A 13,485-nucleotide genomic window follows, 5' to 3' on the forward strand; every position below is an offset into this window, starting at 1 on the left:
GCTCACTTAAAATTTGACTCAGAATTATCCGATAGATCTTAATCTTATTTCTTTTTAAATCAATATCTTCAAAGTAATATTTAATCTTGTTTGTATAACAAAATAATTCTGATAAGTAATTTATGGTTTTATTACTTATTTCCTTTTACTAAAATGGCTGTAATATCAAATTGGATGATTTTTAAGAAGAATGAATTCAGTACCCATAATAGTATTATGGATATTTATGCAAGTTGTTTATGGGTGTAATTTTACACCCATAAACAACTTTTAAAAATCTAAAACAATTATCATAATTATCGTTTATGTGAGGGGAGTGCGTTAGGGGGATGTTCATAAGCCTATGGAGGGATTTATTTGTGAATAATAAAAAAAGAGCTACCTCAATAAGTTACAGCATCAGACACAAAAAGCCTCTGGCTGATATCAATCAACTGATAAGCATTCTTACACCTTCAGCCAATAAGTTGACGCTCGCCAATAAGCAGTCACTTAACTTTAGAGTGGAAGGGGAGCATAAATGTTTTTTACTTCATCACGGTAACATTACGCTTTATCGCCATGCCGACGGTATTGCCTTAAATTCAGAATCAGCTCCCTACATATTTGGCTTAAGTACGCAGTTGCTGGAGCATGATTATTTCTATATCAGAACGAATGAGACTTCTGATATTAGCGTGCTTTCTATTGCCGATGCCAACCGGATTATCGACAGGAGTAACCTGTGGAAAGGCGTAGCCGCGCTATTAATTTATAGTGCGACAAGAATGTTCGATCACTGCACGAAGATCTCGGCATTATCTTCTTATGAGATTATATGCTATCAGCTCTATGAACTGATGGATGAAACAGAAGAGGTGAGAAATAATGTCAGCATTGTTTCTTATATTTTAAGCCGTACCTTTCTGTCGCGCAGCAGCATCATGAAGATACTGGCTCAGCTGAAGACCGGAAATTATATCGAGACTGAAAAAGGCCTGCTCAGAGCGATAAACAACATACCTTCAAAATATTAAATCATCACCGCTGGCGACAGCACCTGAAGCCACAGAGGCGCGGCGGCTCCCGTACATGACCTGATGACCGAAATCTGCGATACTTATGCTTTATCCCCCTCACAGAGATGACTATGCAGTACCCGATTAACGAGATGTTCCAGACCCTGCAAGGTGAGGGTTACTTTACCGGCGTCCCCGCCATTTTTATTCGTTTACAGGGATGCCCGGTTGGCTGTGCCTGGTGCGATACCAAACACACCTGGGATAAGCTTGAGGATCGGGAAGTCTCCCTGTACAGCATCCTGGCTAAGACCAAAGAGAGCGATAAATGGGGCGCGGCGAGTAGCGAGGATCTGCTGGCGGTCATTGTGCGTCAGGGCTATACCGCCCGTCACGTGGTGATAACCGGTGGCGAGCCCTGCATTCATGACCTGATGCCGCTGACAGACCTGCTGGAAAAGAACGGCTTTAGCTGCCAGATTGAAACCAGCGGTACCCACGAAGTGCGCTGTACGCCGAATACCTGGGTGACCGTATCGCCGAAGGTGAATATGCGCGGCGGTTATGATGTGCTGTCGCAGGCGTTGGAGCGTGCGAATGAAATCAAACATCCGGTTGGTCGCGTTCGCGATATTGAAGCGCTGGATGAACTGCTGGCTACGTTGAGCGACGACAAACCGCGCATCATCGCCTTACAGCCAATCAGCCAGAAAGAAGATGCCACGCGTTTGTGTATTGATACCTGTATCGCGCGGAACTGGCGTCTGTCGATGCAGACCCATAAGTATCTGAATATTGCCTGATGATAATGGGTTTATCGGCCTGCATTGAGTGCTACATGCAGGCCGGATAACCTTATGCGTTAGACCAGCTCTGAATCGAATTAACGTTATCCAGGCCGCCATGCAACACTTCATACGACTTTTTCAGGATCACATCGGTGTGCTGGGTTAAATCGCGGAAAATCCCTTTGTTCAGCGCCAAAGTCTCTTTAATGCCTAATGCCATTGCGGTTGTCGAGGGACGAGGCAGGAATCCATAACGCTCGGCCAGCAGGTTATTGCCCCTTCCGCCAGTACCACATAGCGGGCACGCAGCGTAAAGCACAAGCGGTGCCCGCTATCCCTGCACCGATAATAATAATATCGAAATCGTCAGACATGTTGTGCTCCAGATATCCAGAGCACATAACCCTAACAGAGTGTTAGTTAAGGAAAATTGACCGTTGCCACAGACGATACAATCATTCCCCGCGATACACGCAGCCTGCTGTGCAGGTCTCTTTCACCATTACGGCACTCAGCAGAGGGACAACTGGTTTAACCTGATCCCAAATCCATTTGGCCAGAACTTCACTGGTTGGGTTTTCTAAGCCAGGAATATCGTTCAGATAGTAGTGATCGAGTCTGTTGTAAGTTGGCTTAAACGCGGCTTTTAACTCAGAAAAATCCATGATCCAACCGGTATGCGGATCGACTTCACCGGTAATTTCAAGACGCACCATAAATGAGTGACCATGCAGGCGGCCACACTTATGCCCTTCCGGTACATGCGGCAGGCGGTGAGCGGCTTCGAAGGTGAAATCTTTAAACAAGGTGGTGGACATTTTTTACTCTCAAGAATGCGAAAAACCGCCGTAGGGTACCGTAAAGAGCGAATTTTATCATTAGTTAAAAGGGCGCTGAGTATCAGAACGACCTATTCATGATGGTAATATTTAATAATTATTGATATATCATATGGTTATCCAATCTGTTTTGCTGTTAATAACTATAACTAAAACAGGTTAGTTCATTTGGTTATTTGTTATTTCTATCCCTTCTTTAATTGTTACTATCCCCGCCGTTAACCTTATCTTCAGTTTGGGTTTTATTGCTGAAATCCGCTTTGCTTACTGGAACATGACAACGCATGACGACACAGGCCCCACCTTCCGCTCTGCTACCGCTAAACCCGGAGCAACTGGCACGCCTTCAGGCGGCCACGACCGATTTCACTCCCGCACAGCTTGCGTGGGTTTCTGGCTATTTTTGGGGCGTGCTGAATCAGCAGCCAGGCAGCAATGCGGCGACTCCTGCGCCTGCTGCTGAAATGCCTGGCATTACGCTTATCTCCGCCTCGCAAACCGGTAATGCGCGTCGTGTGGCGGAAGCCCTGCGCGATAATCTGATCGCTGCAAAGCTCAACGTCACTCTCATCAATGCTGGCGACTATAAATTCAAACAAATCGCCAATGAGAAATTGCTGATCGTAGTGGCGTCGACGCAAGGGGAAGGTGAACCGGCGGAAGAAGCCGTAGCGTTGCATAAATTCCTGTTCTCGAAAAAAGCGCCGAAGCTCGATAACACCGCTTTTGCCGTGTTTGGTCTTGGTGACACTTCTTACGAGTTTTTCTGTCAGTCAGGAAAAGACTTCGATGCAAAACTGGCTGAGCTGGGCGGAGAACGTTTGCTTGACCGCGTGGATGCCGACGTCGAATACCAGGGCGCGGCAGCCGAATGGCGTGCCCGTCTGGTTGATGTCCTGAAAGCGCGTGCGCCTGCGGCATCGTCTGTGCAAGTTGCTGCGAGCGGTGCGGTAAACGAAGTACACACCAGCCCGTACACCAAAGAAACACCACTGACGGCGTCGCTTGCGGTGAATCAGAAAATCACTGGTCGCGACTCGGAAAAAGATGTGCGCCATATTGAAATCGATCTCGGCGATTCCGGCCTGCGCTACCAGCCGGGCGATGCCTTAGGAGTCTGGTATCAGAACGATCCGGCACTGGTCAAAGAGCTGGTTGAATTGCTGTGGCTGAAAGGAGATGAGCCGGTCACGGTTGACGGCAAAACCCTGTCGCTCACCGAAGCGCTGCAGTGGCATTTCGAGCTGACGGTTAACACCGGCAATATCGTCGAGAACTATGCCACTTTAACCCGTAGCGACTCTCTGCTGCCGCTGGTGGGCGACAAAGCGCAATTGCAGCATTACGCCGCAACCACGCCAATCGTCGATATGGTGCGCTTCTCCCCAGCGCAACTGGACGCCCAAACGTTGGTTGATCTTCTGCGCCCGCTGACGCCGCGTTTGTATTCTATTGCCTCTTCCCAGGCGGAAGTGGAAAGCGAAGTGCATGTCACCGTGGGCGTGGTGCGTTATGACATTGAAGGTCGGGCCCGTGCTGGTGGTGCGTCCAGTTTCCTCGCCGATCGCGTGGAAGAAGAGGGCGAAGTGCGCGTGTTCATCGAACACAACGATAACTTCCGCCTGCCGGCTAACCCGCAGACACCGGTGATTATGATTGGACCGGGCACGGGGATTGCGCCATTCCGTGCATTTATGCAGCAGCGTGCGGCTGACGGAGCCGAAGGCAAAAACTGGCTGTTTTTTGGCAACCCACACTTTACCGAAGATTTCCTGTACCAGGTGGAATGGCAGCGCTACGTCAAAGAAGGTGTGCTGAGCCGTATCGATCTCGCCTGGTCCCGTGACCAGAAAGAAAAAATATACGTACAAGACAAACTGCGCCAACAGGGTGCGGAACTGTGGCGCTGGATAAACGACGGTGCCCACATTTATGTCTGCGGCGACGCCAATCGCATGGCGAAAGACGTTGAGCAGGCTTTGTTGGAAGTGATTGCCGAATTCGGTGCTATGGATATCGAAGCGGCGGATGAATTTTTAAGTGAGCTGCGCATTGAGCGCCGTTATCAGCGAGATGTCTACTAATGAGCGAAAAATACCCAGGACCATTGGTGGTCGAAGGCAAGCTGTCCGACGCTGAGCGTATGAAGCTGGAAAGCAACTATCTGCGCGGTACGATTGCCGAAGATTTAAACGACGGCCTGACCGGCGGCTTCAAAGGCGACAACTTCCTGCTGATCCGTTTTCACGGTATGTACCAGCAGGATGACCGCGATATCCGCGCCGAACGAGCCGAGCAAAAGCTGGAGCCGCGTCACGCGATGCTGCTGCGCTGCCGTCTGCCGGGTGGGGTGATCACCACCAAACAGTGGCAGGCGATCGACACGTTCGCCCGTGACAACACAATTTACGGCAGCATTCGGCTGACCAACCGCCAGACCTTCCAGTTCCACGGCATTCTGAAAAAGAACGTGAAGCCGGTACACCAGATGCTACATTCCGTTGGTCTGGACGCACTGGCAACCGCCAACGATATGAACCGTAATGTGCTCTGCACCTCGAACCCCTACGAGTCTGAATTGCACGCGCAAGCCTATGAATGGGCGAAGAAGATCTCTGAGCATCTGCTGCCGCGTACTCGCGCCTATGCAGAAATTTGGCTGGATCAGGAGAAGGTAGCGACCACCGACGAAGAGCCGATCCTCGGTCAAACCTATCTGCCGCGTAAGTTTAAAACCACGGTCGTAATCCCGCCGCAGAACGACATCGATCTGCACGCCAACGATATGAACTTCGTGGCGATTGCCGAAAACGGCAAGCTGGTGGGCTTTAACCTGCTGGTCGGCGGTGGTTTGTCGATTGAGCACGGCAATAAGAAAACCTACGCCCGCACCGCGAGCGAGTTCGGCTATCTGCCGCTGGAGCACACGCTGGCGGTAGCTGAAGCTGTGGTGACAACGCAGCGCGACTGGGGTAACCGTACCGATCGTAAAAACGCCAAAACTAAATACACGCTTGAACGCGTTGGTATCGACACGTTCAAAGAGGAAGTGGAGCGTCGTGCGGGTATTAAATTTGAGCCGATCCGCCCGTACGAGTTCACCGGTCGCGGCGATCGTATTGGTTGGGTAAAAGGGATCGACAATAACTGGCACCTGACGCTGTTTATTGAAAACGGCCGTATCCTGGATTATCCGGGCCGTCCGCTGAAAACCGGCCTGCTGGAGATCGCGAAGATCCACAAAGGGGATTTCCGCATCACCGCCAACCAGAACCTGATCATTGCTGGTGTGCCGGAAAGCCAAAAAGCGAAGATCGAGAAGCTGGCGCGCGATCACGGATTGATGAATGCGGTGAAGCCGCAGCGTGAAAACTCGATGGCCTGCGTGTCGTTCCCGACCTGTCCGCTGGCGATGGCGGAGGCCGAACGTTTCCTGCCATCGTTCACTGATAAAGTGGAAGCTATTCTCGAAAAACACGGCATTCCTGACGAGCATATCGTGATGCGCGTTACAGGCTGCCCGAACGGCTGCGGCCGCGCGATGCTGGCGGAACTGGGCCTGGTGGGTAAAGCGCCGGGGCGCTACAACGTACACCTTGGCGGTAACCGCATGGGCACGCGCATTCCGCGTATGTATCGCGAAAATATTACGGAATCGGAAATTCTCGACTCCGTTGACGAACTGGTTGGGCGCTGGGCGAAAGAGCGCGAAGCGGGTGAAGGCTTCGGTGATTTTACGGTGCGTGCGGGCATCATTCGCCCGGTGCTCGATCCCGCCCGGGATTTCTGGGAGTAACCACGAGAGGTAATTATGTCCGTACTCGATCTAAACGCCCTTAATGACCTGCCAAAAGTCGACCGCATTCTGGCGCTGGCGGAAACCAACGCACAGCTCGAAAAGCTGGACGCTGAAGGGCGCGTGGCGTGGGCGCTGGAAAACCTGCCTGGTGAATATGTACTGTCATCAAGCTTTGGTATCCAGGCGGCAGTAAGCCTGCACCTGGTGAATCAGGTTCACCCGGATATCCCGGTGATCCTCACCGATACCGGCTATTTGTTCCCGGAAACCTACCAGTTTATTGATGAGTTAACAGACAAGCTCAAGCTTAATCTGCAAGTCTACCGGGCGAAGGAGAGCGCGGCCTGGCAGGAAGCGCGCTACGGCAAACTGTGGGAGCAGGGCGTTGAAGGCATTGAGAAATACAATGAGATCAACAAAGTCGAGCCGATGAACCGCGCGCTTAAAGAACTCAATGCGCAAACCTGGTTTGCCGGTCTGCGCCGTGAGCAGTCGGGCAGCCGGGCGCATTTGCCGGTGTTGGCTATCCAGCGTGGCGTGTTTAAAGTGCTGCCGATCATCGACTGGGACAACCGTACCGTTTACCAATACCTGCAAAAGTACGGCCTGAAATACCATCCACTGTGGGATCAGGGCTATCTGTCAGTGGGTGATACCCATACCACCCGCAAATGGGAGCCGGGTATGGCGGAAGAAGAGACGCGGTTCTTTGGATTGAAGCGCGAGTGCGGATTGCACGAAGGGTGATAAATAGCGGACACCAAATCAATAATTCTACTCCCGGCGTTGCCGGGATTTTTTATATTTTAGCCAAGTTTGTTATTAATTATATTAAAATTCAATGTAAGTTAGAATATACATTATCTTATCTAATTGATTGAATTTTAAGATATATTGAGCCGTGTCACGAATTGTTTTCTGTAAATACGTAATGATGCGAAGACAATTCCTGATTAGCTGGATACGCGGTGTCGATATATTTTTATTGGGGAAAAAGCCGGCAAGTTGAAAAAGATGGTGGCGACGATTACCACCTGCTGTGCTGGCATTCACTGGACGTAGCGGCAGTAGGCTACTGGATGGTGAAAAATAATCTCTACGGGCTTGCTGTTTATTTCCAGAGATTGGGAATAACGAATGTTGAGCAAGCCGCACAATTTTTTGCCTGGTTATTGTGTTGGCATGATATCGGTAAGTTTGCCAGTTCATTTCAACGGCTGTATAGCCATCCCAACCTGCCCGTTCCTTCCGAACGGGGAAAAAACTATGAATCAATCCACCACACGACGCTGGGACACTGGTTATGGAACAGTTGGTTAAGCGAGTTCCCTGAACTATTGCCGGGCTCTCCACTTTCTTCCCGCAAGTTGAAGCGGGTTATCGGTATGTGGATATCGGTGACGACAGGCCATCATGGGCGCCCGCCGCAGGGGATTCGCGAGCTGGATAATTTTCTGCCGCAGGACAAAGATGCGGCCCGGGAATTTTTAACGCGTATTAAATCGCTGTTTCCGCTGATTGATATTCCGCTATTCTGGGATGAAGACGAAGGTATTGTGTTGTTCCAGCACCTCTCATGGCCGATTTCTGCTGCGGTAGTTCTGGCGGACTGGTGTGGTTCGTCCTGCCGTTTTTTCCCTTGCATCGCCTGTTCGATGCCCATCGAAAAATACTGGCCGCTAGCGCTGGATAAAGCGAAGGCCGCGCTTGCTACGATACCGCCTCCTTCTGCGGTTGCTCCTTTCTCCGGTATTCAAACGCTTTTCCCCTTTATTCAGCAGCCCACGCCTTTACAGCAAAAGGTACTTGAGCTGGATATTGATAAAGACGCGCCGCAACTATTCATTCTGGAAGACGTAACGGGCGCAGGTAAAACCGAGGCCGCGTTAATTCTCACCCATCGATTGATGGCGGCAGGAAAAGCGCAGGGGTTGTATTTTGGATTGCCGACGATGGCAACCGCGAATGCCATGTTTGATCGCCTGTCGGAGAGCTGGCTTTCGCTGTACAGGTCGGGTTCTTGCCCCAGTCTGGTGCTGGCGCACAGTGCGCGCGGTTTAATGGACAAATTTAATCAATCAATTTGGTCGACTGAGTCGTCAGGTTCGGAGGAGCTGGATGATAAGCAGCCCTTAAGCCAGGGCTGCGCCGCCTGGTTTGCCGACAGTAATAAGAAAGCGCTGCTGGCTGAAGTGGGCGTCGGCACGCTCGATCAGGCCATGATGGCGGTGATGCCGTTTAAGCATAACAACCTGCGGTTGCTGGGCCTTAGCGACAAAATTCTGCTGGCCGATGAGATCCACGCTTACGACGCCTATATGTCGCGGATTCTGGAAAGTCTGATTGAGCATCAGGCCCGCAGCGGCAACAGTACGATCCTGCTTTCTGCCACGCTCTCACAACAGCAGCGCGATCGGCTGGTGGCCGCATTCGCGCGCGGGGCAGGAAGCCGAGCTGAAGCGCCTTTATTGAGTTATGACGATTATCCCTGGTTGACTCAGGTTATAGGGCAGGAGGTGGTTTCTCAGCATGTGGCGACGCGCAAAGAAGTTGAGCGCAGTGTTAATGTCGGTTGGCTCTATAGCGAGGAGTCCTGCATCGCGCGAATTGAACGAGCGGTAAGCAAAGGCAAATGCATCGCGTGGATTCGCAATTCGGTGGATGATGCCATTCGGATTTATCGGCAGCTACTCGCCAGAGGCCGTGTTCAGGCCGAACATCTCTCATTATTTCATAGCCGATTTGCTTTTTATGACCGGCAGCGGATTGAGACGCAGACATTGTCGCTATTTGGTAAAGGGGAGAGTACGCAACGTGCCGGTAAAGTTCTTATCGCCACTCAGGTGATTGAGCAGAGTCTCGACATCGATATGGACGAGATGATCTCTGATTTAGCGCCAGTGGATCTCCTGATCCAGCGAGCGGGACGGTTACAGCGCCATATCCGCTATCGCAACGGCAGAGTGAAAGGTAGTGGTCAGGATGAACGCGATGCGCCGGAACTGGTGATCTTCGCACCAGAGTGGGATGGCGCCCCGCAAGAAGATTGGTTTTCCTCTGCCATGCGTAACAGCGCCTATGTCTATCCCGATCATGGCCGCCTATGGCTGACACAGCGCGTGCTGCGGGAGCAGGGAGCCATTCGGATGCCGCAATCTGCCCGGTTGTTGATTGAGTCGGTATACGGTGAAAATGTGGTAATGCCTGACGGTTTTGCGAAAACAGAGAATGCGCAGGAAGGAAAATATTATTGCGGTCGGGCGTTTGCCGCGCAGATGTTGCTGAACTTTGCACCGGGATACAGCCCTGAAAGTAGCGACTTCCTTCCGGAGAAGTTGTCGACTCGTCTGGCGGAAGAGTCCATCACGCTATGGCTGGCGAAAAGGGTTGATGGCAACGTCACCCCTTATGCCTCTGGTGCTCATCCCTGGGAGATGAGCGTGCTGCGAGTGCGCCAGAGCTGGTGGGAAAAGCATAAAGATGAGTTTGAACGGCTGGAGGGAGAGGTGCTGCAGAAATGGTGTGTGGAGCAACATCAGAATATGGAGTTTGCCGTGGTGATTGTTGTGTCGGAGGATGCAAACAGCGGCTATACGGCGAGTGAAGGATTGATTGGTAAAGTTGATTACCTCTCCATAAGAAGAGATGCCCCGAAGCCCAATCACGTTTCTCAGCTTGATAGCGTTCTTTCAGGGATTGGTTGTTTCAATAGTAAATAAGGAATCTGTCATGGAAGAAAAATCAAACCGATGCAAACGGTTGTTCTGTCGGTTGAAGATTCAGTTAGGTAATAAGCTGTCAGCAAGCTTTCAACTGTCAGTTCATTAACACTCCAGGGAACATTAGCGCTATGGATGGCGCATCGTAAGGAAAAGGTATGTTTCCAATAAATTTACTGACAACGCCCTGGCTTCCCGTGCGCTTTAATGACGGCTCCCTGGGCAAGTTGGCCCCCGCCAATCTGGCGGATGAAAACGTGGTGGATATCGCCGCAACGCGAGCTGATTTACAGGGGGCGGCCTGGCAATTTCTGCTGGGATTGCTGCAATGCAGCATTGCGCCAAAAAATAGCGCCCGCTGGGACGATATTTGGGTGGAGGGATTAACGGAAGAAACGCTTCGTGAGGCGCTGACCCCCTTAGAGCATGCCTTTCAGTTCGGTGCTGAATCGCCCTCTTTTATGCAGGATTTTGAACCGTTAACCGGCGAAAAAGTTTCTATAGCTTCGCTGTTGCCGGAAACACCCGGGGCGCAAACCACCAAATTTAATAAAGACCATTTTATCAAACGTGGCGTCACAGAACGTTTTTGCCCGCATTGCGCGGCGTTGGCGCTATTCTCACTGCAACTCAACGCGCCATCCGGCGGTAAAGGCTATCGTACCGGTCTGCGCGGTGGTGGGCCGATGACCACGCTTATCGAGTTACAGGAATATCATGGTACCCGGCAAACGCCGCTGTGGCGCAAGCTGTGGCTTAACGTGATGCCGCAGGACGCCGCAGAACTTCCTCTGCCAGATTTATATGATGCGTCGATTTTCCCGTGGCTCGCCGTTACGCGCACCAGCGAGCCGCCAGCGAATAGGGTGACGACGCCGGAGCTGGTTAATAAGCTCCAGGCGTACTGGGGTATGCCGCGCCGTATCCGTCTGGATTTTGCCACCACGCAGTCTGGTTTCTGTGATATGTGCGGCGCTGACAGCGACGAGTTGCTCAGCGCGATGACCGTCAAAAACTACGGCGTTAACTATGAAGGCTGGCGACACCCGCTGACGCCGTATCGTCTGCCGATAAAAGAGAGCGATGGATTCTTTTCCGTGAAGCCACAGCCTGGCGGGCTTATCTGGCGGGACTGGCTGGGGTTAAGCCAGGACAACCAGACGGACACGAATAAAGAATATCCGGCGCTGGTAGTCAAAGTGTTTAACGCTCGCAGCCTGAAGGACATCAAGGCGGGTTTGTGGGGCTTTGGGGCGGATTTCGACAATATGAAAATACGCTGCTGGTATGAACATCACTTCCCGATACTTATGACGGAAAATTTGATCCCTCATTTGCGTAAAGCCATGCAAACGGCTACCCGACTCCTCAGCCTATTACGTAACGCTTTAAAAGACGCCTGGTTCGCCGATGCCAAAGGCGCGCGCGGCGACTTCAGTTTTATTGATATTGATTTCTGGAATCTGACGCAGGGACGTTTTTTGACCCTGATTCACGATCTTGAAAATGGCCAGGAGCCGGGTGACAGGCTGAATAAATGGCAAAGGGAGCTGTGGCTATTTACTCGCCGTTACTTTGACGATCGTGTCTTTACCAACCCCTATGAAGATAACGACCTGAAGCGCAGCATGATGGCACGCAAAAAATATTTTACGACATCGGCGGAAAAGCAAAGCGCAAAAACCGTCAGGGACAAAAAGCAGGAGGCTGCTGAATGAGTATTGTGAAAGAAGATCACAAAGCCAGGCTGCGCAAATGGCATGAGGAGTTGCAGGAGAAGCGCGGCGCGCGTGCCAGTCTGCGGCGCAGCATAACGGTAAACGATGCCTGTCTGTCTGAAGGATTTCGCTCCCTGCTGATGCAGACCCATACGCTGTGGAAAATTGAAGGGCAGGAGTGGCGGGTTACCGCGCTGGCGCTGGTTGCTGCACTGGGCGCAAATGTGAAAACGATTGATGAACGCCTGTGTTTTGCCGCGCAGCTTGGGCAGGTGACGGGCAATAACCCGGTCATGTCGGAGAAGCGGTTTGCGATATTGTCTGCGGTAAAAACGCCGGATGAACTGCTGCGTCAGCTGCGACGTGCGGTGAAGCTGTTAAAAGGCTCTGTAAACCTGATTTCGCTGGCGGAAGATATTTTCCGCTGGTGTCAGGAATACGACGATTTGCAAAACCATCATCGCCGTCAGCAGCGACCCACCGAATTTATCCATATCCGCTGGGCGCTGGAATACTATCAGGCTGGCGAAACCGATAACGAAGAAAATTAATAGGGACTCCAAATGACAACGTTTATTCAGCTCCATTTACTGACCGCTTATCCTGCTGCCAATCTGAACCGTGACGATACCGGTGCGCCGAAAACGGTAGTGCTTGGCGGAGCAACACGTTTGCGTATTTCTTCCCAGAGTCTGAAACGCGCATGGCGCACTTCTGAATTGTTTGAGCAGGCGCTGGCCGGGAATATTGGTATTCGCTGTGGGCGTATTGCGCGTGAGGCGGCGAATATCTTGATAGAAAAAGGTATTGATCCGAAAAAAGCGGTTGAATGGGTAGAGGGTATCGCAAACTGCTTTGGCAAAGTAAAAGCAGATAAGAAAGCGAAAGATGTACTGACCAACGCCGAAACCGAGCAACTGGTGCACATTAGCCCGGCAGAGTTTGATGCGGTAATTACCCTGGCTCATCGTCTGGCAGAAGAAAAACGTGCGCCAAAAGAGGAAGAGCTGGCGCTGCTACGTAAAGATCGCATGGCCGTCGATATCGCGATGTTTGGCCGCATGCTGGCCAATAAACCAGAGTTCAATATAGAAGCAGCCTGCCAGGTTGCGCATGCCTTCGGCGTCAGCGAAACGATCGTCGAAGACGATTTCTTTACTGCCGTCGACGATTTACGCGCTTCTTCAGATGATGCGGGCGCAGGTCACTTGGGAGAAACCGGTTTTGGTTCAGCGCTGTTTTATACCTATATCTGCATCGACAAAGATCTGCTGGTGAAAAATCTCCACAGTAATGAAGAGCTGGCTAATAAAACGTTGCGGGCCTTTACCGAAGCGGCGCTGAAAGTCTCGCCAACCGGCAAACAAAACAGCTTTGCCAGTCGCGCTTATGCCTCTTGGGCGTTGGCGGAAACGGGAACCGATCAGCCTCGTTCCCTGGCTGCGGCATTTTATAATCCGATCAACGGCACCAACCAACTGGATGTGGCGGTAAAACGCATTACCGAACTGCGTGAAAATATGAAGAAAGTCTATGGTGAGCAAACCAAATCAACCCACTTTGATGTTATGCAGCAACAGGGAAGCATGAAAGACGTCCTGGACTTTATCTGCGCGTAAGGGGC

Annotated in this window: 10 protein-coding genes and 2 pseudogenes; 9 read left to right on the forward strand and 3 right to left on the reverse strand. The window is 51.4% G+C overall.

Annotated elements, in window-relative coordinates:
- The first annotated feature begins 359 nt into the window (after positions 1-359).
- Positions 360-1,016, forward strand: a complete 657-nt coding sequence (locus KQJ19_RS07295) for a winged helix-turn-helix transcriptional regulator (protein WP_046276166.1) — start codon at positions 360-362, stop codon at positions 1,014-1,016.
- A gap of 113 nt (positions 1,017-1,129) precedes the next feature.
- Entirely contained in the window at positions 1,130-1,801 is a 672-nt protein-coding gene (gene queE / locus KQJ19_RS07300; protein ID WP_016154229.1) for a 7-carboxy-7-deazaguanine synthase QueE, read from the forward strand.
- A 52-nt stretch (positions 1,802-1,853) separates the two neighbouring features.
- Here the strand turns inward: queE and KQJ19_RS23945 are convergent.
- The 3 genes and pseudogenes from KQJ19_RS23945 to queD all read right to left on the reverse strand — a co-directional run.
- Positions 1,854-1,979, reverse strand: a pseudogene (locus tag KQJ19_RS23945) (hypothetical protein); the annotation flags it as partial.
- Positions 1,980-2,091: 112 nt separating this feature from the next.
- Positions 2,092-2,160 (reverse strand): annotated as a pseudogene (locus KQJ19_RS23950) (carbohydrate kinase); the annotation flags it as partial.
- An 81-nt stretch (positions 2,161-2,241) separates the two neighbouring features.
- A complete protein-coding gene (gene queD, locus KQJ19_RS07310; RefSeq protein ID WP_016154218.1) occupies positions 2,242-2,604 on the reverse strand; it encodes a 6-carboxytetrahydropterin synthase QueD in 363 nt (120 codons plus the stop codon).
- A gap of 305 nt (positions 2,605-2,909) precedes the next feature.
- Here queD and cysJ point away from each other — a divergent pair, with 305 nt between their 5' ends.
- The 7 genes from cysJ (at position 2,910) to cas7e (ending at position 13,480) form a co-directional block, all read left to right on the forward strand.
- The gene (cysJ, locus tag KQJ19_RS07315; RefSeq protein ID WP_216403495.1) at positions 2,910-4,709 is read left to right on the forward strand and encodes an NADPH-dependent assimilatory sulfite reductase flavoprotein subunit; all 1,800 of its coding nucleotides are present in this window, start codon (positions 2,910-2,912) and stop codon (positions 4,707-4,709) included.
- The gene (cysI, locus tag KQJ19_RS07320; protein ID WP_216403496.1) at positions 4,709-6,421 is read left to right on the forward strand and encodes an assimilatory sulfite reductase (NADPH) hemoprotein subunit; all 1,713 of its coding nucleotides are present in this window, start codon (positions 4,709-4,711) and stop codon (positions 6,419-6,421) included. The genes cysJ and cysI overlap by 1 nt, the downstream gene beginning before the upstream one ends.
- A 15-nt stretch (positions 6,422-6,436) precedes the next feature.
- Positions 6,437-7,171, forward strand: coding sequence for a phosphoadenosine phosphosulfate reductase (gene cysH / locus KQJ19_RS07325; protein WP_103766735.1), 735 nt, complete (start codon positions 6,437-6,439; stop codon positions 7,169-7,171).
- Positions 7,172-7,392: 221 nt separating this feature from the next.
- Positions 7,393-10,143, forward strand: coding sequence for a CRISPR-associated helicase Cas3' (cas3, locus tag KQJ19_RS07330; protein ID WP_216403497.1), 2,751 nt, complete (start codon positions 7,393-7,395; stop codon positions 10,141-10,143).
- 158 nt (positions 10,144-10,301) lie between these two features.
- Entirely contained in the window at positions 10,302-11,861 is a 1,560-nt protein-coding gene (casA, locus tag KQJ19_RS07335; RefSeq protein ID WP_216403498.1) for a type I-E CRISPR-associated protein Cse1/CasA, read from the forward strand.
- On the forward strand, positions 11,858-12,412 hold the full coding sequence (gene casB, locus KQJ19_RS07340) for a type I-E CRISPR-associated protein Cse2/CasB (protein ID WP_216403499.1): 555 nt from the start codon (positions 11,858-11,860) through the stop codon (positions 12,410-12,412). The genes casA and casB overlap by 4 nt, the downstream gene beginning before the upstream one ends.
- 12 nt (positions 12,413-12,424) lie before the next feature.
- Complete coding sequence (gene cas7e, locus KQJ19_RS07345) at positions 12,425-13,480, forward strand: type I-E CRISPR-associated protein Cas7/Cse4/CasC (protein ID WP_216403500.1); 1,056 nt, start codon at positions 12,425-12,427, stop codon at positions 13,478-13,480.
- Positions 13,481-13,485: the final 5 nt, after the last annotated feature.

Origin of the sequence: Citrobacter sp. S46_ASV_140 (assembly GCF_018919545.1) — a bacterium.
Taxonomy (GTDB): Bacteria; Pseudomonadota; Gammaproteobacteria; order Enterobacterales; family Enterobacteriaceae; genus Citrobacter; species Citrobacter braakii.